We start from the raw sequence: 22,421 nt of genomic DNA, 5'->3' as shown, positions 1-22,421 counted from the left end.
GTTCGACGCGGGGGCTCGCCGTTCGCGGCGGGGGTCAGCGCAGTTCGTCGAAGACCGATCCGAACTGGGTCAGCGCATGCGCCACATGGGGCAGTTCGAGTGGTCGCTCGGCGCTCAGCGCGCCGAGGCGTTCCGCGGGGGTGGTGCCGAGCAGCGCGCCCGTACCCAGTCGGACGCGCAGGGCACCGAGCTCGTCGCCGAAGCGGTGGCCGCCGGGTGACAGGGTGCCGAGCCGGGCGCTGAGGTAGTCCTCGAGCTCCATCGAGTCGGTGACCCCGCGCGCCGCGAGCCGGGCGCGCAGGGGGCCGAGGTCGGCGTACAGATGGCGGCCCGCCTGCGGGGGGCGGGCCAGTGCTCCGGCGGCGAGCACGGCATGGTGGGCGGCCGCAGCCACCTGGGCGTGCAGGGCGGCCGCGAGTCCGGCTCTGGTGGCGACGGGCCCGGGTTCGTCGAGGGCGTGTGCGGCGGCGGCCGCGACGGGACCCGCGACGAACGCGCCGAGCGCGGTGAGGATGTCCAGGACCCTGGCCCGGTGGCCCGCGGCAGGCTCCGTGGAGGGGAAGCGGGCCACCGCAACGGGCCAGGCCGCGGGGGCGAGCGCACCCGCCAGATCGCTGACCACGGTCACATCGTCGGGGCACATCTCGGCGGGGCTGAGCAGTACGCGCTCGTGGGGCCGGTGCAGTGTGTCCCGCCAGGTCTCGTCGCTGATGATGTGCAGCCCCTGGTCGACCGCGGCCTCGCACGCCTCGCGCACCAGCTCCGGCGGGGCGACGGTGGCGGTCGGATCGTCGGCGACGGACAGCAGCAGCAGATGCGGTCTGCCGCCCTCGGCCCGTACTCTGCGCACCGTCTCGAGCAGGGCGTACGGGTCGGGTACGCCTCCGCATTCCGCCGGAGTGGGCACATGGTAGGCCGGACGGCCGAGCAACCGGGCCTGCGGTGTCCACCAGGCCGGGCACGGCCTGGGCATCAGCACATCGCCGCCGTGAGCGGCCAGCAGGGCGAGCAGCAGGGGCTGTGCCCCGGGCGCGGCCGCGACGTCCTCCGGGTGGCTGCGCAGCCCGCGCCGCCACCAGTAGCCCACCGCCGCCTCCCGCAGGACCGCTCCCCCGCCCGGTGGCTCGAGGGTCGACGTGCGATCGGCCGCCTCCGCGAGCACATCGGCCAGCTCGGGCAGCACGGGCAGGCCCGGTTCCGGTGCGGGCGGGCCGTAACGAACCGGGCCGTGGTCTTCCGGAACCGTCCGGGGCATGGGCCCACCTCCCGTGCTCGCGCCCGGGAACGCCGCCCGGTTCACGTGCCCGGATACGCGGGTCACGTGTGAACGAAGGTCATGTGCCCTTTATACGGAGGTTCCGCCCGGGCCGCCGCTCCGGTCGGCCCATTCCCGTGACCCGGGGGTGTGCGGCGCGGTCGTACGGTCCGGCGGGGCGGGGCGGCCACCGTCACGGCTCGCGGCCCAGGAGGCACAGGAGTTTCGTCCTGGCGTCTGCTCCGGACGGGGGCCGAACGGCCGGGGCGAAGAGCCCGCTCTGCACCAGCTCGGCCGCATAGGGGGCGACCTCGCACACGGTGAAGTCGACGAGCGCGTCCGGAAGGGTCTCGTCCGCGCCGATCGCCCGGGACAGGTCCCAGGCGTGCACGGTCGCGTCGGCCACCATCTGTGCGCAGTAGGTGGCGACGGTGCTCTCGCCGTACGAGAGCACCACCGTGCGGTCCAGTACGCCGGACGAGTTGAACGCGGCCTTCGCCGCGGACGCGGCCCGGTCCCAGGCGACGGCCGGGTGCGCGCCGAGCATGTCGGCGTCGAAGGCGTCGCCGATCTCTGCGATGGTGCGGCCCTCGACGACCATCGGCGGCACCCACAGCTGCTCGACGGTCAGATGGTTCACCAGGTCACGGACGGTCCACTCGGTGCAGGGCGTCGCAGCGCCCCACTGGTCGGGCCGCACGGCGTGCACCCGGTCGGTGAACAGCGCGAGCGATTCGGCGTGCCGGTCCAGGAGTGGGTTGTCCATGCGGTCCACTCTGCTCCGGCGTGGCAGCCCGCGCGAGCCTTGGGCGACGGAGCGGGCGTTCGACGATCGCGACGCAGCGGGCGCGGCGACCCTTTCGGTGAGTCCGCATGGCAAGACACAGATCTCATTATTCGAGGTTCCGGCGTACCGTGGTGTGACGGCCGCACACCATGACGGCCACACCAACACGGCCCGCACCCAAGGGACTTGACGATCAGGGAGGGCGCTCATGGCCACGAACACCGCTGTCTACACCCACGGACATCACGAGTCGGTGCTGCGCTCGCACCGCAGTCGCACGGCCGCGAACTCCGCCGCGTACCTGGTGCCCGAACTCCGGCCCGGTCTGGACGTCCTGGACGTGGGCTGCGGGCCGGGCACGATCACCGCCGATCTGGCCGCACTGGTGGCGCCCGGTACGGTCACGGCTGTCGACGCCGACGCGGGAATCCTGGAATCGGCCCGTGAGGTGGCCGCGGAGCACGGACGGGACAACGTCCGCTTCGCGGGCGCCGATGTCCACGCTCTGGACTTCCCGGACGACTCCTTCGACGTCGTGCACGCCCACCAGGTGCTGCAGCACGTCGGCGACCCGGCGGCGGCCCTCGCCGAGATGCGGCGGGTCTGCCGTCCCGGAGGGCTCGTCGCCGTCAGGGAAAGCGACTACGGCGCGTTCAGCTGGTATCCGCAGGTGCCGGGGCTGGACGACTGGCTGGGGCTGTACCAGCGGGTGGCCCGGGCGTCCGGAGGTGAGCCCGACGCGGGCCGATGGCTGTACTCGTGGGCGCGCACCGCGGGCTTCACCGACATCACCGCCACGGCGTCGGCCTGGTGCTTCGGCACACCCGGCGAACGCGAGTGGTGGAGCGGGCTCTGGGCCGACCGTACGACGCAGTCGGACTACGCCCGACTGGCCGTCGACGGCGGTCATGCACGCCCCGGCGATCTGGCGGACATCGCCCGGGCCTGGCACGAGTGGGGCGGTCAGGACGACGCGTGGTTCACGGTGCCGCACGGCGAACTGCTCTGCCGCGTCTAGTGCTGTGGCCGGATAGGTTTGCCGGGAAGCTCGCGGCGTCCGGTGCGGTGTATCGCAAGGCGGTGGGGGTACCCCCGGCCGGAGGCTGGGGGAGGTCGGCCTTGTACTGGATGTACTCGGGTGATTCGACAACGCAGCGAGACGCCGTGCAGGGCGCCGCGAGCCGGTGAACCTATCCGGTCACAGCACTAACGGTGCGACGGCGCGGCCGTACGGGGGCGCAGGCGTTACGGGGCACAGGCAGTGCGATGGTGCGGCGGTGGGGCGGTGGGGCGGTGGGGCGGTGGGGCCCGAACCGATCACACCGCGGCACGCCGCCAACTACCCTTGCGCACATGGAGATCCTCGGAACCACGCTGCGCATCTGCGTCGACGACCTGGAGGCCGCCTCCGACTTCTACGAGCGTCTCACCGGCGCCACCGCGCTGCGGTTCGAACGCGGTGGCGTCTCCGTCGCGGCGGTGAGCTGCTTCCTGCTCATGAGCGGGCCCGAAGAGGAGCTCGATGTGCTCCGCAAGGTCGGGGCGACGATCGCCGTCGACGACGTCGACGAGGCCCATACGGCTCTCACCGCGGTCGGCGCCAGGATTATCGCGGGGCCGGTGCCGACCCCGGTGGGCCGCAATCTCATCGCCGTACATCCCGACGGGTCCGTCTTCGAGTACGTCGACCGCAAGGCGATCGTGTAGGCCACCGGTCGTGTGGACCTCCGGATTGTGTTCTCAACGTCCCGTGCCCGGCTCACGGAGTGTCATCCCGGAGGTGATCGCCCAGCGTTCGTGGTCGCGCCATGCCCCGTCGATGTACAGGAAGTCCGGTGAGAACCCCTCCAGCCGGAAGCCCAGCGCCCGCACCAGGGCGAGCGACGCGGCGTTGTGGGGCTGGATGTTGGCTTCGAGCCGGTGCAGACCGAGCGGACCGAAGGCATGGCGGACGACCAGACGCAGCCCTTCGCTCATCAGCCCGCGGCCGGAGGCGTGCAGGAAGGCGCCGTAGCCCACGGATCCACTGAGGAAGGCGCCCTCGACGATGTTGCTGATGTTGATGAATCCCGCGATCCCGCCCGTGGTCCGCTCACAGACCAGGAAACCCGCCTTCGTGGGGTCGTCCATGAGCCCCCGGGCATAGGCGGCGCACGCCTGTGGGGTCTGGGGCGGGAACAGCCAGGGCCGGTGCAGCGGCCGGCTCTCCCGCGCGAGCGAGGAGAACTCCTCGGCATCGTCGAGTCGGGCGTGCCGGATGGCGACACGCTTTCCCCGGCTCAGGAAGCCCTGGCCGAGCAGGTCGGTGGTGGGGGCTGGATCGGCGCTGTGTGCTGGATCGGCGGCCATGCGGCCAGGCTACGGGCTGCCGCGCGGCACCCGCCGGGCGCAACGGTTCCCGTCATCTGCCGTTCCGGCGCTGCCACCCTGCCCCCGGCCGCCGTCAACTGCCGCTGGACCGCCGTCACTTGGCGCGGCGGCCGAGGAAGAGCGCAGCGCAGAGGGCTCCCAGGATCGCGGCGGCCAGCAGGGCCAGATACAGCGGCATGAACACTTCGGGGATCAGCAGCCTGACCCTGACCTGCTGGGTGTTCTCGAAGATGAAGATCAGCGTGAGGACCGCGAGCACCAGGAACACGATCCTGCGAGCTGTGAACCGGCCGCGTGCGGCCGTACCTCCCGCATGATCCGTTCCGCTGCCGCTCCTCGTTCCGCCTTTGGGACTCATGGGACCAGGATGGACGGATCCCGGCCCCATGAGGCTGGTGGACCGGGCCGAACGGGTGAGGCGCCCTTGACACCCCCGCAGAGTGCGGCCCGGCGGAAGGCGCCACGCCACCCGGACCGGCGCCCCGTCCCCCGGACCGGTGTCACAGCAGCGCGGTCCGCTCCAGCGTCAGTGAGCCGGCGTCCGCGTCCAGCACCGCCCGCACCCCGAGCGGCACCGTGGGTGCCGCGGCGCCGTGCCCGAAGCCCAGCTCCTCGACGACAGGGACCCCGAGACCGCCCAGCCGGTCCAGGAACAGCGTCCGCACCTCCTCGTAGGGCCCGCAACCGACCCACGATCCGAGGGCGATCCCGGCCACCACGTCCAGCCATCCGGAACGCAGCAGCTGGGTGAGGATCCTGTCGAGCCGGTACGGCTCCTCGTCGGTGTCCTCGAGCAGCAGGAGGCCACCGGCGGCGGACGGGCGGGCGTACGGGGTGCCGAGCTCGGCGGCGAGCAGGCTCACGCACCCGCCCAGGGTGATCCCGCTCGCACGACCCGGCACCAGCGGCCCGGCCGTGGCGAGGCCGAGCACCCGCACCGATTCGGGCTCGAAGAGGGTGGCCCGCAGTGACTCCCGGGTGAGCGGATCCCCGAGGAAGGCCGCCGTGGCCACCATCGGTCCGTGCAGGGTCGACATCCCCGCGCGCACGGCGAACGCCTCGTGGAGCGCGGTGACGTCGCTGTAGCCGACGAAGACCTTCGGCCCCGCCGCGCGCAGTGCGGCCCAGTCGACGAGATCGGCCATGCGCTGGGCGCCGTAACCGCCCCGGGCACAGATCACGGCGGAGACCGAAGGATCGCACCACGCGTCCTGGAGATCCCGTGCCCGTGCCACGTCCTCGCCCGCGAGATGGCCAAGCCGCGGATGGCCGCCCTGGACATGCGGCATGACGACCGGTTCGAGCTCCCAGCCGCGCAGGAAGTCCAGGCCCTGCTCCAGCCGGTCGGCCGGGACGGGGCCGCTGGGTGCCACGACGGCGATGCGGTCGCCCGGCCGCAGCCGAGCGGGCCGGGTCAGGGGCCCGGCCACCACGCTCCCTTCCCGGCCGGTCACTTCACCAGGCCGAGGACCGGCACGTCGGTGCGTGCGGTGCCGAAGGCCTGTACGTACAGGGAGAGTTCGGCCTCCAGAGCGCGGATCAGGGTCCCGGCCCGGCGGAAGCCGTGGCTCTCGCCCTCGAATGCCAGGTAGGCGTGGGGTGTGCCGTGTGCGGCGAGCTGTGCGAGGAACCGCCGGCTCTGCGCCGGCAGGCAGATCGGGTCGTCCAGTCCCTGCAGCAGCAGCAGCGGAGCGGTGATCCGGTCCACATGCTCGATCGGGGACCGTTCGCGGTAGCGGCCCGGCACCTCGTCGAGCGGACCGATCAGCGAGTCGAGGTAGCGGGACTCGAAGTCATGGGTGCCGTCGGCGGCCCAGCCGAGCAGATCGAGCACGGGGTAGCGGATCGCTCCGCACGCGTACACACCGGTCGTGGTGAGGGACACCGCCGCGGTCCAGCCGCCCGCGCTGCCGCCCCGGATGGCGAGCCGGTCCGGGTCGGCCGTGCCCTCGGCGGCCAGCGCCTCGGCGACCGCGGCGCAGTCCTCCACGTCGACCACGCCCCACTGCTCCCGCAGCCGCTCGCGGTACTCGCGGCCGTAGCCGGTGGAACCGCCGTAGTTGACCTCGGCGACCCCGATGCCCCGTGACGTGAAGTAGGCGATCTCCAGATCGAGGACGAGGGGGGCGCGGCCGGTGGGCCCGCCGTGCGCCCACACCACATAGGGGGGCAGTTCGTCGTCGGGGGCCGCGCGGTCGGGGTTGTGCGGCGGATAGACGTGGGCGTGGATCTCGCGGCTGTCCGGCCCGGCGAAGGTGCGGATCTGTGGCTCGGGGTAGTACGCGGGATCCACCGGGTCGTCGTGGGCGGAGCCGATGACCCGGGCCCTGCCGGTACCGATGTCGAGCTCCACGACCTCGTAACCGCTGCGCGGACTCGCGGCGACGCCGACGACCCGGGTGCCGTGCGCGCCGAGCGTCGGGGCCCACTCGGTCCAGGGGCCGGCGGTGTCCACGAGTTCCCCGGTCTCCGGGTCGAGTATCCCGAGCGCGGTCGCGCCCCTGCCGTGGATGACGGCGACCAGGCCGTTGTCCAGGGGCTGGAACCAAGTGAGGCCGATCTTCCACAGCGGCCCGCCGAACTCCTCGCCCCGGCCCGGGCACAGCGCCGTCGCGGTCACCTCACCACCGTCGAGATCCCCCGGCCGGAGGGCGTACGGTTCCCACCAGCCGCCCATGTCCGACACGTACAGCAGCGAGCCGTCCCGCGCCCAGTCGACCTGGGCGACCGATTCGCCGGTGCCGCCGGCGATCCGGCGCACCGCGCCGAAGGGGCCGCCGTCGACGACGTCACCGAGCATCACCAGCGTGCCGTCCCAGGGCATCCGTGGATGGTCCCAGGCGATCCAGGCGGCGCGCCGCCCGTCGGGCGACAACCGCGGGCCGGTGACGAAGCGGTGCCGGTCGTCGGTCAGTTCGCGTACGGCGGCGCGGTCGTCGGCCGCCGAACCGTCCAGCGGCACGGCGGCGATCACCCGGCGTACGTCGGTGGGCGCGGGGCCGGTGAACTCCTCGAGGACGCACCAGACTTCGCCCCGGTCCGGGTGGACGACGGGGTCGGCCCACCGCAGACCGCCGCCGGTCGGGGACACCGGCGTGAGCGGTCTGGGTGGGTCGTCGTCATCCGGTTCACAGGCGTACATCCGCTGGTCGTCGTGGTGGACGAACACCACGAGCGGGCCGCCGTCGTCGCGCGGCACCCCGGCCCAGGGCAGTCCGCCGTACTCGATGACCCGGCTGCGGACGTTCCACGGAACCGGAAGGACCGTTTCCTCGGTGCCGTCGGGCAGCCGTCTCATCAGGGTGCGGCGGCCGTCCTCGGTGGGGCGGGGCTCCGACCACCACACCTCGTCGCCGACCATGCCGACGTACTCGGGCCGCCCGTCGTGCGAGGCGGCGAGCGAGGCGTCGATCGGCGACGCCCAGGTCCCGTAGGACCCCGTGGGTACCATTCCCCATCCCCCTAAGCGGACTTCAGATAGTGGTCGAGGACACGGACGCCGAAGTGCAGTGCCTCGACGGGGACACGCTCGTCGACACCGTGGAACATCGCACCGTAGTCGAAGCCCTCGGGCAGCTTCAGCGGGGAGAAGCCGTATCCGGTGATGCCCAGCTGTGAGAACTGCTTGGCGTCGGTGCCGCCCGACATGCAGAACGGCACGACGTGGGCGCCGGGGTCGAAGGCCTCGATGGCGGCGCGGAGCCGGGCGAAGGTCGGGGAGTCGACGGGAGCCTCGAGGGGCACCTCACGGTGTTCGAACTCCCAGTCGACGCCGGGGCCGGTGAGCAGGTCCAGCGTGTCGCGGAACTCGTCCTCGGTGCCGGGCAGCAGGCGCCCGTCGACATGGGCGGTGGCATGGCCCGGAATCACATTGATCTTGTAACCGGCGTCCAGCATGGTCGGGTTGGTGCTGTTGCGCACGACCGGCTCGACCAGCAGGGCTGCCCGGCCGAGCTTGGCCATCAGGGCGTCCACATCCAGGCCGGGTGCGTCGAGGTCGACGGCGACTCCGTGCAGCGCGGCGAGCTCGGCCAGGGCGGCCCGCACGGTGGGCGTGAGCCGCACCGGCCACTCGTGGGCGCCGATCCTGGCGATGGCCCCGGCGAGCCGTGTCACCGCGTTGGACCGGTTGACCTTGGAGCCGTGGCCCGCGGTGCCGTGGGCGGTGAGCTTCAGCCAGGCGGTCCCGCGCTCCCCGGCTCCGACGGGGTAGAGCGCCATGCCGGGCCCGGCGTGGAAGGTGAAGGCCCCGGACTCGCTGATTCCTTCGGTGCAGCCCTCGAAGAGCTCGGGGTGACGGTCGGCGAGGAAGCCCGAGCCGTCCTCGGCACTGGCCTCCTCGTCCGCCGTGTACGCGAGGACGATGTCGCGGCGCGGCCGGACACCGGTGCGCTGCCAGGCGCGTACGACCGCGAGCACCATCGCGTCCATGTTCTTCATGTCGACGGCGCCGCGGCCCCAGACGACACCGTCCCGCACTTCGCCGGAGAAGGGGTGGACGGTCCAGTCGGCGGGCTCGGCGGGGACGACGTCGAGATGGCCGTGCACCAGGAGGGCGTCCGCCGACGGATCGGTGCCCTCGATCCGCGCCACCACATTGGTACGGCCCTCGGTCCGCTCCAGGAGCACCGGGTCCACGCCCGCCGCGGCGAGCCTTTCGGCGACGTACTCGGCGGCGGGCCGCTCACGGCAGTCCCCACCTCCGCGGTTGGTGGTGTCGATACGGATCAGCTCGGAGGTGAAGGTGACCACCTCGTCGAGCGCGATGTCGTCGATGTCCATGGGCGCGGTTCCAGGGTCGGGGAGAATCACATCAGCCATACTGCTCCTCCACCGCCGCGGAGACGATCGTCGTGACGGCTTTGAAGGTACGAATGGCCTCATACATCGTCTCGCTGGTGTACGCGATACGCCGCTCCCCGCTCCCTGCCGCCCCCGGCACCACCGTCGCGGCCGCGGCGAGGTGCTCGGCGTCGAACTCGACCTCCACGGTGAACGGCCCGCCCCGCACCGGCTCGCCGCGGACCGCGAGCGCCGTCGCCTCCTTGGCGGCGGCACGGATCTCCTCTGCCGTACGGGCCGGGGTGCGGCACACTGCCGCGTACCGCGAGACATGGTCCTTGACGGCGACCCTATGTGCCCGGGGCGCGTAACCGAGGGCGTCCTCGCAGGTCAGATCGTCGCCGGTGACCAGGATGACCGGCACTCCGTACTCGGCGACCACCTGCGCGTTGAGCAGGCCCTCGCTTGCCCGCCGCCCGTTCAGCCAGACGCCGGTGATGGAATTGGCGAGGTAGGTGTGGGCCAGCACGCCTTCGGCGCCGGCACCCGTGTGGTATCCGACGAAGGCGACGCCGTCCACATCGCCGTGCTGTACGCCTTCCACCATGGACAGGGCCTTGTGGCGCCCCGTCAGCATCTCGGCCCGGTCGTCCAGTTGTTCCAGCAGCAGGTTGCGCATGCTCCAGTGTGCCTCGTTGATGAGCACGCGATCGGCGCCGCCGTCGAGGAAGCCGAGGACCGCCGCGTTCACGTCCGAGGTGAACAGGGGGCGGCAGCGCTCCCACTGGGGGGTGCCGGGCAGTACGTCGCCCGGCCAGGTGACCCCCGTGGCGCCCTCCATGTCGGCGCTGATCAGGATCTTCACAGCCGTCTCCGTCCTTCCCTTCGAGGCCCGGCGCCGACGCTCCGGTGCCGCCGGGCCCGACGGGGCGCGTCCACCGGTACCGGCAACTCCCTACCCGGTGCGGGGGCGCACCAGCCCCCTCTCGGCCACGGTTCGCACACAGGGCGCAGTGCCGGGGCGGAGGCACGAAGCCGTTCGCCGCACGGACCAGGCCCTCTGGTGAGCCTCACAGATCACGGCCCTGACCAGTGCCTCCCCCACACGGGTGCGCGCGTACAGCACCGTCCGCCCCATGCGATGCGCACCCGGCAGGAATACGCTTTGCGTATGTCAGGTGGTGGACCGCATGGCGCGGGGTTGCTGCCGGTTGAGCTGACGACCTTTGTGGGCCGGCAGCGTGAGGTGGCGCGAGCGAGAGAGCTACTGGCCAGAAGCCGCCTGGTGACATTGACAGGGCCGGGTGGGATCGGTAAGACGCGTCTGGCGTTGCGCATAGCCGCGCAGGTCAGGCGAGCGTTTCCCGGCGGGATGTGGCTGGTGGAACTGGCCCCCCTGGCTGACGGTGGGCTGCTGGAGCAGACAGTGGTGGACGTCCTGGGGCTGCGTGAGCGATCATCGCGGCCGCCATCGGACGTTCTGCGGGACTTCCTGGCAAAGCGGCAGGCCCTGATTGTTCTGGACAACTGCGAGCATCTGGTCGAGCCGTGCGCGTTGCTGGTGTCGGTGCTGCTGGAGGCGGCTCCGGGTCTGACGGTGGTGGCGACGAGCCGGCAGACGCTGAGGGTCATGGGTGAGAGTGTTTTGCCGGTGCCGGGGTTGGCTCTGCCTGGCGAGCGGGTTGGACCGCGGGCGCTTGCGCAAAGTGAAGCGGTGCGCCTGTTTTGTGAGCGGGCAGCGCTTGCGCGGCCGGGGTTCAGCCCGAGTGGGAACGCGGTGCGGGTGATCGGTGCGATCTGCCGGCGACTGGAGGGGATACCCCTGGCGATCGAGCTGGCGGCGGCGCGGACGCGGACGCTGTCGATCGAGGAGATCTTGAACCGTTTGAATGACCAGCTCGGTCTGCTGACGGGCGGGCCATGCACGGCGATGCCTCACCAGCGCGCTCTGCGAGCGACGCTCGACTGGAGCTACGGCATGTGCTCACTGGGCGAGCGCCTGCTCTGGGCACGGTTGTCGGTATTCGCAGGAGGTCTGGACCTGGAGGCGGCGGAAGCGGTGTGTTCGGGTGAGGGGATCGAGCGGGGGCAGGTGATGGATCTGGTCGCGGGACTCGTGGACAAGTCAGTGATGGAAAGTGAGGAACACCAGGAGCGGATGCGGTTCTGGCTGCTGGAGACAGTGCGGCAGTACGGGCTGGAGAAGCTGGCAGCCGACGGCAGTGAACAGGCCGTACGGCGTCGGCACCGCGATTGGTACCAGCACCTGGTGGAGCAAGGCGAGAACGACTGGTATCAGCCGCGTCAACTGCGCTGGCTGTCACGACTGAGGGTGGAGCAGGCCAATCTGCGTGTAGCTCTGGAGTACTGCCTGACCGCAGAAGACCGAGCCCGGAGCGCGATGGTGATGACGGCTGCGATGTGGCCGTTCTGGGTGGCTGAGGGAGCGTATCCCGAGGCCCATGACTGGCTGGACCGGGCGCTGGCGCTGGACACGGAGGACAGCGCGGCCCGGGCAAAGGCGCTGTGGGTGAAGGGCCTCTTCCACAACCATCAAGGCAACCAGGACGAGTCGTTGGCGCGATTGGCAGAGGCTCGTCAGGTGGCTGAACGCCTGGGCGACCGGTCCGCCCTGGCGTGGGCGATCCAATGGACAGCGGCCCCTCTCATGAGCCAGGGCGACCTGTCCGCCAGCATCGCCATGGCCAGCGATGCAGTCCAGCGGCAACGCGCACTCATTGACCGCCTCGGCACCATCATCTCCCTTATCCTGCTCTCCGCGGCCTTGTCGCTTGCCGGGGACGCTCGCGCGGTCGAGGCCGGTGAGGAGGCCCTCGCCATGTCCGAGGAAGATGGCAACGGCAGGGAAAAGTACTTCGCCCTGTTCGTCCTCGGCCGCGAAATGGTCCGTCAGCGCAGCACCACCCGCGCAACCGCCCTCCTGAAGGAGAGCTTGCGATTGGGCCGCGTGTTCGGGGACCGGCTCATCTGCGCTTTCTGTATCGAAGCACTGGCATGGACCGCGAGCCAGGCAGGCGACCAGGAACGTGCGGCCCGACTACTCGGTGCCGCCCGACTCCTCCGGCACATTGACGGGATATCCCCGCACCTTCTCTCATCGCCCAGCTTCACCGCACACGAGGAGTGTGAGGCGCGGGCCCGCGAGTCCCTCGGCGAGGAAGCGTTCGAGAAGGCCATCGAGTCGCACGAGGAAGAGCTCTCGTTCCATGACGCCTGCGCCCTCGCCCTGGAAACGGAGCCACTCTTCCCGGCCTCGTCCAAGACCGGAGTTGCATGCGAAGACTTCGGAGAGATACTGACCCCGCGCGAGCGCGAGGTGGCGGCCCTGGTCGCCCAAGGTCTGAGCAACAAGGAGATCGCCGCCAAACTCGTCATCTCCGTACGCACGGCCGAAGGCCACACCGAACACGTCCTCACCAAACTCGGCTTCACCTCCCGCACCCAGATAGCCTCCTGGGCGACCCGGCAAACCGCAGCTGATAGCTGACATCAACGCGCGCCCCGCTCCGCCCACCGGCGCCTGAACCGTCCGCACCCCGAGGCGGAGCCGGCACGACTGCAGAATCCAGAACTTAGAGGGTGTCCCACATGGCAAGTTTCGCGAGTGCGAACGGCTGGTGGGATGACGTGCCGAACGTCGGCGGCAGATGCCGCCAGGCACAGCCCCTGGTCAGCGCGTACACCACTGCCGTGAACGCGGCCCGCCCGTCACACGGAGCGGTCCCAAAACCTTGCGGACGAGCAGCGAACGACGGCAGCAACGGGGCGGCCGGCTCTCAGAGTTCACCAGGAATCAGACGCTTCGATGGATCAGCACCACGACCGGCATCATCCCGCACGAAGATCAGGTCACGTGAGACGACCTCTAAGCCTTGATTGGTGCGGCCGACCTGGCGGCCTGCTCGATCTTCGCGCAGTAGGCTGCACGGGCTTCCTCGTCGATCTGCTTCTCGTGTTCGGCGCGCAACCCGGTCCGGCCGTCGAGGCCCTCGCGCAGGATGTCGGCGTGCCCGGCATGCCGGATGGACTCGCCGAGGACATGGACCATGATGGCGAACAGGTTCGTGTTGGGATAAGGCTCCGGCCACCACGGCACGTGGCCGGGGGCGTCGAGGGGAAGCTCGTTGATCGTCGCGTCCGAGTGTTCCCACGTGCGCCGGTAGAACCCGATGATCTGATCGCGGGTCTCGTCCTCGGTCGCCCACAGATCGCTGCCGTTGTAGTCCTGCCACCGGGGCAGCGGTTCCGGGGAAGGGCGGTCGAAGACCTCGCCGAAGTACCTGGCCTCGACGGTGGCCACGTGTTTGACCAGGCCGAGGAGGTTGGTCCCGGTCGCTGTCAAAGGTCGGCGGGCGTCGTATTCGGACAAGCCGTCGAGTTTCCAGAGCAGCGCCTTGCGGTCCCGCCGCAGTCTCCCGTGCAGGTTGTCTTTCGCGAATTCATCGATCATGCGGCATGAGCCTGCCATACGCCGGAGCGCACACCGCGTTGTGGGCCGGTGGCTGCTGTGCCGTGCTGTCCTTCCTGCCCGTCGTCCTCTCCCCGGTCCGCCGGCGGCGCGAACTGCCGCGGCAGGACGGGGTCGCGCCGGAACCGGTCAAGGACCCGATGACGCGGGGCTGAACCGGGACGGGACGCCACGGCCCTCCCTGGCCCGCCGGCCGCAACGTTATTCCGGCGCGGTTGTCAGGACGCTCTACTACCGTGCAGCCATGGTGGAATTCCTACTGGTGGCAGGCGCGGGCCCATGAACCAACTGCTCCACCTCGACCGCACGCTCGACGAGCTGGACCCGCCCAGTTGGGGGGCCTCGCCTGCCGACGCGACCCGCTTGGTCCACAAGGTGCACGAGTTGCGGCGCGTGCCGCTGAGCGAACTGCGGCCGGCGGATCTGCGCGCGCTCATCTCGCAGCGGGTGGCCCTCCCGTACGTCCTTCCCCCCGCGGTGCGCCTACTACTCGAAGATCCGCTGCTGGACGCGTACTTCCACGACGGGGACCTACTGCTCGCGGCCGTCGAGGCCCCGACCGAGGCCTGGTCCGTATTCCCGGACCTCGGCGCGCAGCTGTGCACGGTGATCATGGATCTGCCGGCGACCGCGGTCGCCGGTATGCCCCGTGGCGCCGCCGATGCACTCGCCCGCTTCGTCCTGCCGCCCGGGTCACCCGCCCCGGAACCGGCTGGGTAGCCGACCGCTGAACGAGCACCGTCGCCGGGCCTGGATGCCAAGGGGCGACGGCGTGGCGGCCACTGGCAGAAGGCCGGGGTGGCTCGTATGCAAACGATGTTCGCCTCGGTTTCCGTCCATCGCTGCGCGATCACCACGGGCTGCCCCGGCCGGCGAACCGGACCGCAACGGCCCGTGCCGCGTGATCTCGCTCGGCGCCGGCACCCGGGCCGGCGCCGCTCGGACTCCGGGCGGCTTCAGTCCTCGTGCCCCAGCTGCAAGTCCCGCTCGGTGCGCCCGCCGCCCGCGACCTGCAGCACCGTCGCGACGGGCGGATAGCCCGCGGCGATCACGGTGTACTCGCCCGATGACAGGTCGACGAAGCGGAAGGTGCCGTCGGGGCCCGTGGTGAGGGTGTCGACGACATTGCCCGCGGCGTCCAGCAGTGTCACCCGCGCGTCCTCGACGGACCGGCCGCCACCTGCCCGCACCGTCCCGCGCAGCACCGCGCCACCGGCCAGTTCGATGTCCTGCCGGGTCTCCCGGGAAGCCGGGACGCTGACGGGGAGCGCCGCGGGACGGAAGGCGGGGGCGCTGGCGGCCAGGGTGTACTCCCCCGCGACCAAGTCACCGATCACATAGCCGCCTTCGCGTCCGGAGCGGGTGCTCGCGACGACCTCGCCGCGTACGTCGGTGAGGGTCACGGCGGCGTCGCGCACGGGGCTGCCGTCGGCCGTGACGACCGAGCCCGCGAGCCGTCCCGCGCCGCCGAGGACGACATCGAGTTCCACGGGCCGTTCGCCGACGGTGACCGAGACGGCCTGCGGCTGATGCCCCCCGGCGGCCGCGATCAGCACATACGCGCCGGAGCCGGGGACACTGAGGGCGTACCGCCCGTCCTCACCGCTGGCCCCGCGCCCGATCTGCCGCCCCTGCACATCGATGAGGGTGAGGGCGGCGCGCGGGACGGTGGTGCCGTCGTGGTGCTGGACGGTGCCGCACACCGGCACTCCGGCGGGGCAGTACGGCGCGGGTGCCGGGGGGCGGGGAGCGGTGCGGGCGTGGGGGACGGACGTCGGCTCGACGGTGGGGGCGTTGTGGGACACCAGCGGTTTCTCCTTGAGGAAGAAGGCGAGGACGAGGCCGAGGACGAGCACCGGCACGAGATAGAGGAAGATCCGCGGCATCGCGTCCGCGTATGCCTGGACATAGCCGTCGCGCACGGCGGGAGGCATGGCGTGGACGAGCTGCGGCGTGATCGATTCGGGATCCGGCAGTCCGGCTCCGGAGGGGAGCCGCACTGCCAGTGCGTCGGAGAGCCGGTCGGCGAACAGCGTGCCGAACACCGCGGCGCCGACGCTTCCGCCGATCTGCCGGAAGTAGTTGTGGGCGCTGGTCGCGGTGCCGAGGTCCGCCGGCGGTACGACGTTCTGCACGGCGAGGACCAGGACGGGCAGCACCAGTCCGATGCCGATGCCCAGGACGGCCTGCCACACGGAGTACTCGAGCCGGGGCGTGTCCGTGTCCAGCCGCGACAGCAGCCACATGCCCGCGGCCGAAACGGCGCTGCCGAGCACCGGATAGATCTTGTAGCGGCCGGTCCTGCTGATGAGCTGGCCGGACAGCACGGACGCCCCGACGACGCCGCCCATCATCGGGAGCATCAGCAGTCCTGACTCGGTGGCGCTCGCGCCGTCGACCATCTGCAGGAACGTGGGCAGATAGCTGGCCGCGCCGAAGAGCGCCACGCCGATGACGGCGCCGACCAGGCTGGTGACGACGAAGACGGGGTCACGGAACAGCCGTAGCGGGATGACGGGTTCGGGTGCGAAGTGCTCGACGACGAGGAAGAGCAGGGTGGCCCCGGCGGCACCGGCTGCGAGTGCGGCGATGACGCGTGAGTCCCAGGCGTACCCCGTACCACCCCAACTGGTCAGCAGGACCAGGCAGGTGGAAGCGGCGGCGAGCAGCAGGGCGCCGAGGACGTCGAAGCGGGCCCGGGCCGCCGGCTTCGGCAGCTTCAGCACCACGGTGACCACGGCGAGCGTGACGATGCCGAAGGGGACGTTGATGTAGAAGCACCAGCGCCAGGAGACATGGTCGGTGAAGAAACCACCGAGCAGCGGGCCCGCGACGGACGCGAGCCCGAAGGCGGCGCCGATCAGCCCCATGAAGCGTCCGCGTTCCCTGGCCGGGACGATGTCCGCCATGATCGCCTGCACACCGATCATCAGTCCTCCGGCCCCGACGCCCTGGACCGCGCGGAAGGCGATGAGCTGGTCCATGGTGCGCGACCAGCCGGCGAGCGCGGAGCCGATGACGAAGACGACGATGGCGAACTGGAAGACGCCCTTGCGTCCGTAGAGGTCGCCGAACTTGCCGTAGACGGGAAGTCCGACGGTGGCGGTGAGGAGGTACGCGGTGATCGCCCAGGGCATACGGTCCAGGCCCTGGAGTTCACCGACGATCTTCGGGAGGGCGGTGGCGACGATCATCTGCTCGAGCGCGGCGAGAAGCAGCGCGAGCATGAGACCGCAGAAGACGAGCCGGACACGGCGGGGGCTCAGAACCGGCGCGGCGTCCGCAGCGTCGCCGCCGTCCGGGGAAGCGGGAGTCGCCTCGCCGTGCGGGTGCTCCACGCCGGGGAACCGGTGGCCCGGGGTTCCGTCCGCGGCCCCGTCGGCCTGACCGTCCTTCACCAGCGTGATCCCGCCCACTACTGCTCCCCTCGTCGCGCTGCGCGGCGTCATTCTTCACATTGCGCGCCAAGGCGGGGCAAGCGGGAATGGAGCGGGGTGATGCGGTCCGATGGGTGGTCAAACCGGGCGCACGCGGGCGCACTTCGGGCGCTCATCAGGAGCTTTTCCCTGACATCCGGAGCGCCGGATGTCAGGGAAACCGGCGGTGGAAACCACTCGAAACGGTGACCTTTGCCGTGCGGTGCACCGGCCGGTGGTGCGGGGATTCCGGCCGGCTCCGCCCAGGGCCTGCCGGGCGTGTCTACTTCTCGACCTCGGCGGCCAGCTTGGCGAGCACCTCGTCGTAGATCCGTGCGAGACCCTTCGGGGCGAAGGTCCGCTCGAAGAAGCCGCCGATGCCGCCTGCGCCGTTCCAGACAGTGGTGACCACGGCCTTCGAGCGCCCCTCGCCGGCCGGGGTGACCGTCCAGGTGGTCACCATGGAGGAGTTGCGGTCCTTCTCGACGAGCTGCCCTCCCCCATGACCTCCGGCCTGGGAGGTACCCCCGGGCTCGGTGACCTCGAGCAGGCAGTCGCGGACGCGCTTGCTGGTGGCCTGGAGCTTCCAGTGGACCAGGGTGCCCTCGCCGTCGCCGCCCTCACGGACCTGGTACTCGCTGAACTGCCCGGGCAGGAGCTTCGCGCGGGTGTCCTTGTAGTCGGCCAGCGCATCGAACACGGTCTCCGCGTCCGCCGCGATGATCCGCTCCGTCGTGGCCTCGACCTGCGCCATGCCTTTTCCTCCAGCACTCGGTTTTTCCGGGGGCACCAGCCAACCACCTCCCGTGCGGCCCTCCAAAATCAGGGGCGGCGTTCCGCGAGGACGCAGAACTCGTTCCCCTCGGATCTTCCGACACTCCGTTCTGGCGGTTCTGGCGGTTCTGGCGGTTCGGGAGTGCGGGCCTGGTGGCGTCGACCCTGGCCAGGGAGCACAGCGGGAACCCCTCGGTCCCTAACCTCGCCGTTTCGGTTGGGGTGATGAGACGTTGCTGATCGTCAGCTGTCGGGCGGGGAGGGCGATTCCGCCTTTTGGGGATGGCTGAGTCCCGGCGCGGTGGTCGGGTTCTCCGGGGTCTTTCGGGTCGTGGGCGGTCTGGGTGGTTGTTGATCAGCTGGCGGGACGGGGCAGTGCGGCGAGGCGGTGGAAGGCCGTGGCCAGTTCGTGTCTCCAGGGCCAGGTCGCCGATATCCGCAAGCGCAGGCGTCGGCCGCCGCGGGTGAGGCGGGCGGCGACGTGCAGCAGCCGGTAGCGGAGCTTCTTCGGCTCGGCGGTGGCCAGCTCCCCGTCCAGGAGCAGGATGCGGGTCCAGGCCAGTAGGTCGATCGCGGCGAGGCTGAGTTCGAGCCAGACGGCATTGATGGCGAAGTGGCGGGAGGGGAAGCGGCCGAAGCCGGTGGTCTTGCCGCACCGGATGTGGTCTTCGACGGTGGCATGCCCGCGGTGGCGGACCTCCAGGAACTGGGCGGAGCCACCGCCGCAGTAGGGGGTGTCGGTGAGGAACACCTGATGGCGCAGGCCCTCGTCCTGGTCGAACAGGGACAGCTGGGCTCCGGGGTGCGGTCGTTCACGGCGCACGATGATGCGGGTGCCGGGCGGAAAGCCAGCCAGGTCGACCATGCCGGTCAGCTCGGCGACCTCGGCTCCCTCTCGCAGTGTTCCGTTCTGGTCCAGGGCGGGATGCCAGAGGCGGTCGGGCACCGAGCGGATCGCGCGGCGGACCGGCTCAGTGACCGCGTATCCGGCGGAGAACCGCAGGTCCAGCCCGTGCTCGCGCAGGTGACGGATGTGGGCGAGGAAGGCTTTCGCGGATCCTGCGCTGTCGGCGCGGACCAGGATCTGGGTTCCGTGCCGGTGAGCGTCGGGGATCTGCGCGAGGGCCTGGTCGAGGACCGCGATGTGATCGGCGGCGGTGTTGGCTCCGGCGTTGCCAGGCCGCAGTCGCGCCGACATGGCCTCGCCGGTGTTGGCCAGGAAGCACACCAGCGGGTGGAACCCGAAGCCGCCTTTGTAGGTGGGTGCGGCCGCTTCTTTCTCGGAGTGGCAGGCGACCAGTGTGGCGTCGAGGTCCAGGACCAGGCCGGGCAGTTCGCGCGCTGCGGCGGTCACTGCGGGTATGCCCTCACGGGTCTCGGCGGCTTGCAGCCAGGCGACCTCCCGAGCCGAAGTGCGGGCCGCTCGCATCGAAGCGAGTACGGCCTCGTCCATGTCGGCGAGCAGCCGCCAGGCCGTGGGCGTGGAGGCCACCGGGCCGAACATCTCGGCCTGGTCCCGCAGCACGGCCAGATCCGTGATGGCCTCGCCGCCATCGGCGAGCATCACCGCGAGATCGGTGGCGATCCGGCCCGGATCATGCCCGGTCCCGCGCGGCCGAAGCGGCCTGAGCGCGGTGGAGTACGCACTGGTCAGCCCGGTGGCATCGGCAAGATCAGCCAGCATCCGTGCCCCGGCATGCCCGACCACACCCGAACCGTCAGCGGAGACATGGAGCTTGGGACGAGAACCGATACCCTTCACGCAGAAAGTGCCTTCCGCTTGGACCGACATAACCCCTCGACAAGGTTCATCGTTCCAGCTCAGAAGGCACTTTCGTACTTCCGCCCCACGCCCGGACTCATCCCAACCGAAACGGCGAGGCTAACGGGGCATGACCAGCACACCCCGGAACCCCCTCGCGGGCACGGTCCACACCGAGATCCATCGGGACGTGCGGTGTGTCGTGGGGTGGTCTCGCAGGCCGGCGCGGTGTGGCTGAATGTCGTGATCCCGCAGGTGCGTTGACCGCACTGTCCCGCCTCCCCAAGCTGACCGCTCGTCAAAGTCGACAAATTCAGTGCGGGAGCGAAGTGCTTCGCCACCCATCACATGCATGCAGTGACCTGTATTTTCCCCTAATTGCACACCGAAGCCGGACGCCAACGCCCCCAACTTTTCCGGATCTTGGCGCAAAAATCCTGTCGGGGGCTGAGTGGCTGGAAAGCGCGGTACGTACAGAGGGGTACCAGCGGATCTCCGGGGCCGGGCATGGGGGGTGGCGAGCACTTCTGGAACCGGGTGGTGTGCTCGCGGTTCGCACAGCAAGCTCGGCACGGAGATCCACGTCAACGGTGGAGAAGGCAAACGGTCGGCCTCTCTTCATTCATGATGATCGAGATAAGGATCAGAATGTCCCGTAGGAAGACCGCTACAACCAAGAAGAAGCTCGTCTGGATCATTGTCGGCGCCGGCCTGGTCACCGGTGGCTTTGCGGCGGCGACGAGTGCAGGCTTCGCGGCCCAGGAGGGGGCGGCGGCGGGCGCCTCCCGGGAGACCGGCGAGCGCAGCTTCCGGGCGTCCGTAGTCTCCGGCGTGCAGATCTATGCCTGCACCAAGCAGGCCGACGGCACCTTCGCCTTCACCCAGCGCGGGGTCCGTGCCACGCTCCAGGGTGGCATCAAGCATTCCTTCGTCAACCCGAACTCCGGACCGCCGCAGTGGATCGCCCGCGACGGAAGCGCCGTGACGGGCAGCGTGGTCACCAAGACGCCGCGCGCCCCGGGCAACATCCCGGAGCTGGAACTGAAGGCCACCCAGAGCGGCCGGGCGACCGGCAAGCTGTCCAAGGTGGTGAAGATCCTCCGCGTGAACACCAAGGGCGGTGTCGCCCCGGCCGGAGCCTGCAACCCCAGAAGGACCCCTACCAAGGAGGTCAAGTACGGCGCCGTCTACGAGTTCATCAGCCAGCGCCGCGACGCGCCCGCACCCACGCCCCCGGGCGGCGGTACGTCCGGAGGCAGCGGCGGTTCGGTTCCCCAAGAGCCGGGAAGCATCTCCGGCAGCTCGATTGCCCAAGAGCCGGGAAGCATCTCCGGCAGCTCGATTGCCCAGGAACCGGGAAGCATCTCCGGCAGCTAGTAGTACTTCGTTAGGTCGATTTGGTGGTGTGGTGTTGGTTCGGGCATGGTGGTGCGGTGGACTTGGGGGAAGTTGAGGAACGGGGGCTTCCCCCGAAGCGTGGACACCATTTGCTATGCGGCAGAGGCCAGCGTAACCGATCGCTGTTCGAAGGCGATCGGACTGATGTAGCCAAGCCCCGAGTGCCTGCGTCGCGTGTTGTAGCGGGTGACCCACCGGAACACTGCGAGGCGGGCCTCACGCGCCCCTGACCAGAGTTTCCTTCCTTGGAGGGTCTCTCTTTTCAGGGTTGCGTTGAAACTCTCCGCGGCGGCGTTGTCCGCGCTGGTGCCGACCGCTCCGCGCGAGCGGATCACGCCGAGCCGGCTGCACACCTTCGCGAACTCCTTCGACGCGTATTGCGCCCCGTTGTCACTGTGGAAGATCGCCCCGTCGAGGCTGCCGCCCCGGGTGCGGGCGGCGGCTTCGAGCGCGTCGGTGACCAGCTCGGTGCGCATGTGGTCGGCGATCGACCAGCCCGCGAGCCGCCTGGAATGCAGGTCCAACACCGTTGCCAGATAGAGGAATTGGCCATCTCCGACGGGCAGATAAGTGATGTCGCCGACGTACTTGGTGTTCGGCTCACTCGCGGTGAAGTCGCGCCGCAGCAGGTCCGGCACCGGAGCCGCTTCCGGCTCGGGGATCGTGGTGCGGACCTACTTGCGCAGGTGCACGCCCTGGAGGCCGATGCGGCGCATCACCCGCTCGACGCGCTTGTGGTTGACGTCGATCCCGGCGGCCTTCAGCTCGGCGGTGATGCGCGGGATGCCGTAGGTGCCATCGGACTCCTTGTGGATCTCCCGGATCCGCCGCGCGAGGCGGGCGTCCTCCCGGGCTCGCGCCATGCGGGCCGGGGCGGCCTTCAGCCACCGGTAGAACCCGGACCTGGAGACCTCCAGGACCCGGCACAGCCGCTTGACGCCGAAGGCGCCTCGATGATCATCAACAAACTGGAAACGGGTCACCAGTTGGTCTTGCCGGCGAAATACTTCGCGGCCCTCCGCAGGATCTCCTGTTCCGTCTCCAGCCCCCTGATCCGGGCCCTGAGCTGCTTGTTCTCTTCTTTCAGCACATCGTCGGAGGTTACCTCGGCAGTCTGTGCCGCCCGTGGCGGGCCGCTGGTGCCCGCAGCGTGGCCCTTACGGGCCCGCTCGGCCCGCACCCAGTTCCGCAGCGTCTCCCGGCTGATCCCCAGGCCCTTGCCGACGCCCTCGAACGTGTTCTTCGGGTCCGACAGGTACAGCGCGACAGCGTCCGCCTTGAACTCCGCCGAATACACCTTCATCACCATGCGTGACATCTCTTCCTCTGGACCCCCAAGGTCCAGTGTCCAAGGTGTCCACGCTCAGAGGGAAAGGCCCCGCCTCAAG

General features: G+C 70.3%; 19 protein-coding genes and 1 pseudogene. 6 read left to right on the top strand and 14 right to left on the bottom strand.

Annotated elements, in window-relative coordinates:
* Positions 1 to 34: 34 nt before the first annotated feature.
* Both ACTWOL_RS31125 and ACTWOL_RS31120 read right to left on the bottom strand, forming a co-directional pair.
* Complete coding sequence (locus ACTWOL_RS31125; RefSeq protein WP_474300177.1) at positions 35 to 1,255, bottom strand: aminotransferase class I/II-fold pyridoxal phosphate-dependent enzyme; 1,221 nt, start codon at positions 1,253 to 1,255, stop codon at positions 35 to 37.
* Positions 1,256 to 1,448: 193 nt separating this feature from the next.
* Complete coding sequence (locus ACTWOL_RS31120) at positions 1,449 to 2,021, bottom strand: TIGR03086 family metal-binding protein (RefSeq protein ID WP_474300176.1); 573 nt, start codon at positions 2,019 to 2,021, stop codon at positions 1,449 to 1,451.
* A 229-nt stretch (positions 2,022 to 2,250) separates the two neighbouring features.
* Between ACTWOL_RS31120 and ACTWOL_RS31115 the strand changes: the two genes are divergently transcribed.
* Together ACTWOL_RS31115 and ACTWOL_RS31110 are read left to right on the top strand one after the other, a co-directional pair.
* On the top strand, positions 2,251 to 3,060 hold the full coding sequence (locus ACTWOL_RS31115) for a methyltransferase domain-containing protein (RefSeq protein WP_474300175.1): 810 nt from the start codon (positions 2,251 to 2,253) through the stop codon (positions 3,058 to 3,060).
* A gap of 335 nt (positions 3,061 to 3,395) precedes the next feature.
* Complete coding sequence (locus ACTWOL_RS31110) at positions 3,396 to 3,749, top strand: VOC family protein (RefSeq protein WP_474300174.1); 354 nt, start codon at positions 3,396 to 3,398, stop codon at positions 3,747 to 3,749.
* 33 nt (positions 3,750 to 3,782) lie between these two features.
* Here ACTWOL_RS31110 and ACTWOL_RS31105 read toward each other — a convergent pair whose 3' ends face one another.
* The 6 genes from ACTWOL_RS31105 to ACTWOL_RS31080 all read right to left on the bottom strand — a co-directional run bounded on the left by ACTWOL_RS31105 (position 3,783) and on the right by ACTWOL_RS31080 (position 10,059).
* Positions 3,783 to 4,391: a GNAT family N-acetyltransferase gene (locus tag ACTWOL_RS31105; protein WP_474300173.1), complete on the bottom strand. Its 609-nt coding sequence runs from the start codon at positions 4,389 to 4,391 to the stop codon at positions 3,783 to 3,785.
* 115 nt (positions 4,392 to 4,506) lie between these two features.
* Complete coding sequence (locus ACTWOL_RS31100; protein ID WP_474300172.1) at positions 4,507 to 4,770, bottom strand: lipopolysaccharide assembly protein LapA domain-containing protein; 264 nt, start codon at positions 4,768 to 4,770, stop codon at positions 4,507 to 4,509.
* A 142-nt stretch (positions 4,771 to 4,912) separates the two neighbouring features.
* The gene (locus ACTWOL_RS31095; RefSeq protein ID WP_474300171.1) at positions 4,913 to 5,842 is read right to left on the bottom strand and encodes a S66 peptidase family protein; all 930 of its coding nucleotides are present in this window, start codon (positions 5,840 to 5,842) and stop codon (positions 4,913 to 4,915) included.
* 20 nt (positions 5,843 to 5,862) lie between these two features.
* A complete protein-coding gene (locus ACTWOL_RS31090; protein WP_474300170.1) occupies positions 5,863 to 7,863 on the bottom strand; it encodes an LpqB family beta-propeller domain-containing protein in 2,001 nt (666 codons plus the stop codon).
* Between the two features lie 11 nt (positions 7,864 to 7,874).
* Entirely contained in the window at positions 7,875 to 9,194 is a 1,320-nt protein-coding gene (locus tag ACTWOL_RS31085) for a M20/M25/M40 family metallo-hydrolase (RefSeq protein ID WP_474301296.1), read from the bottom strand.
* 31 nt (positions 9,195 to 9,225) lie between these two features.
* Positions 9,226 to 10,059 carry a M55 family metallopeptidase gene (locus ACTWOL_RS31080; RefSeq protein WP_474300169.1) on the bottom strand — a complete coding sequence of 278 codons (834 nt, stop codon included), beginning with the start codon at positions 10,057 to 10,059 and terminating at the stop codon, positions 9,226 to 9,228.
* A gap of 276 nt (positions 10,060 to 10,335) precedes the next feature.
* On the opposite strand from ACTWOL_RS31080, the gene ACTWOL_RS31075 reads away from it, so the two are divergent.
* A complete protein-coding gene (locus tag ACTWOL_RS31075) occupies positions 10,336 to 12,702 on the top strand; it encodes a LuxR C-terminal-related transcriptional regulator (protein ID WP_474300168.1) in 2,367 nt (788 codons plus the stop codon).
* A gap of 85 nt (positions 12,703 to 12,787) precedes the next feature.
* On the opposite strand, the gene ACTWOL_RS31070 is transcribed toward ACTWOL_RS31075, so the two are convergent.
* Together ACTWOL_RS31070 and ACTWOL_RS31065 are read right to left on the bottom strand one after the other, a co-directional pair.
* A complete protein-coding gene (locus ACTWOL_RS31070; protein WP_474300167.1) occupies positions 12,788 to 12,976 on the bottom strand; it encodes a hypothetical protein in 189 nt (62 codons plus the stop codon).
* Between the two features lie 104 nt (positions 12,977 to 13,080).
* Positions 13,081 to 13,665 carry a DinB family protein gene (locus tag ACTWOL_RS31065; RefSeq protein ID WP_468131870.1) on the bottom strand — a complete coding sequence of 195 codons (585 nt, stop codon included), beginning with the start codon at positions 13,663 to 13,665 and terminating at the stop codon, positions 13,081 to 13,083.
* 5 nt (positions 13,666 to 13,670) lie between these two features.
* On the opposite strand from ACTWOL_RS31065, the gene ACTWOL_RS31060 reads away from it, so the two are divergent.
* On the top strand, positions 13,671 to 13,838 hold the full coding sequence (locus tag ACTWOL_RS31060; protein WP_474300166.1) for a hypothetical protein: 168 nt from the start codon (positions 13,671 to 13,673) through the stop codon (positions 13,836 to 13,838).
* Between the two features lie 124 nt (positions 13,839 to 13,962).
* A complete protein-coding gene (locus ACTWOL_RS31055; protein WP_474300165.1) occupies positions 13,963 to 14,403 on the top strand; it encodes a contact-dependent growth inhibition system immunity protein in 441 nt (146 codons plus the stop codon).
* Positions 14,404 to 14,639: 236 nt separating this feature from the next.
* On the opposite strand, the gene ACTWOL_RS31050 is transcribed toward ACTWOL_RS31055, so the two are convergent.
* The 3 genes from ACTWOL_RS31050 to ACTWOL_RS31040 all read right to left on the bottom strand — a co-directional run bounded on the left by ACTWOL_RS31050 (position 14,640) and on the right by ACTWOL_RS31040 (position 19,665).
* The gene (locus ACTWOL_RS31050; RefSeq protein WP_474300164.1) at positions 14,640 to 17,132 is read right to left on the bottom strand and encodes an MFS transporter; all 2,493 of its coding nucleotides are present in this window, start codon (positions 17,130 to 17,132) and stop codon (positions 14,640 to 14,642) included.
* Positions 17,133 to 17,382: 250 nt separating this feature from the next.
* Positions 17,383 to 17,853 carry an SRPBCC family protein gene (locus tag ACTWOL_RS31045; RefSeq protein WP_474300163.1) on the bottom strand — a complete coding sequence of 157 codons (471 nt, stop codon included), beginning with the start codon at positions 17,851 to 17,853 and terminating at the stop codon, positions 17,383 to 17,385.
* A gap of 375 nt (positions 17,854 to 18,228) precedes the next feature.
* Complete coding sequence (locus ACTWOL_RS31040) at positions 18,229 to 19,665, bottom strand: IS1380 family transposase (RefSeq protein WP_474294504.1); 1,437 nt, start codon at positions 19,663 to 19,665, stop codon at positions 18,229 to 18,231.
* A gap of 618 nt (positions 19,666 to 20,283) precedes the next feature.
* Here ACTWOL_RS31040 and ACTWOL_RS31035 point away from each other — a divergent pair.
* A complete protein-coding gene (locus ACTWOL_RS31035; RefSeq protein ID WP_474300162.1) occupies positions 20,284 to 21,012 on the top strand; it encodes a DUF3455 domain-containing protein in 729 nt (242 codons plus the stop codon).
* 113 nt (positions 21,013 to 21,125) lie between these two features.
* On the opposite strand, the pseudogene ACTWOL_RS31030 reads toward ACTWOL_RS31035, so the two are convergent.
* A pseudogene (locus ACTWOL_RS31030) lies at positions 21,126 to 22,342 on the bottom strand (IS3 family transposase).
* Positions 22,343 to 22,421: the final 79 nt, after the last annotated feature.

This window comes from Micromonospora sp. IBHARD003 (assembly GCF_056106285.1).
The sequence above is the reverse complement of the archived record's forward strand: the minus strand, read 5'-3'. Positions and strand labels throughout refer to the sequence as shown.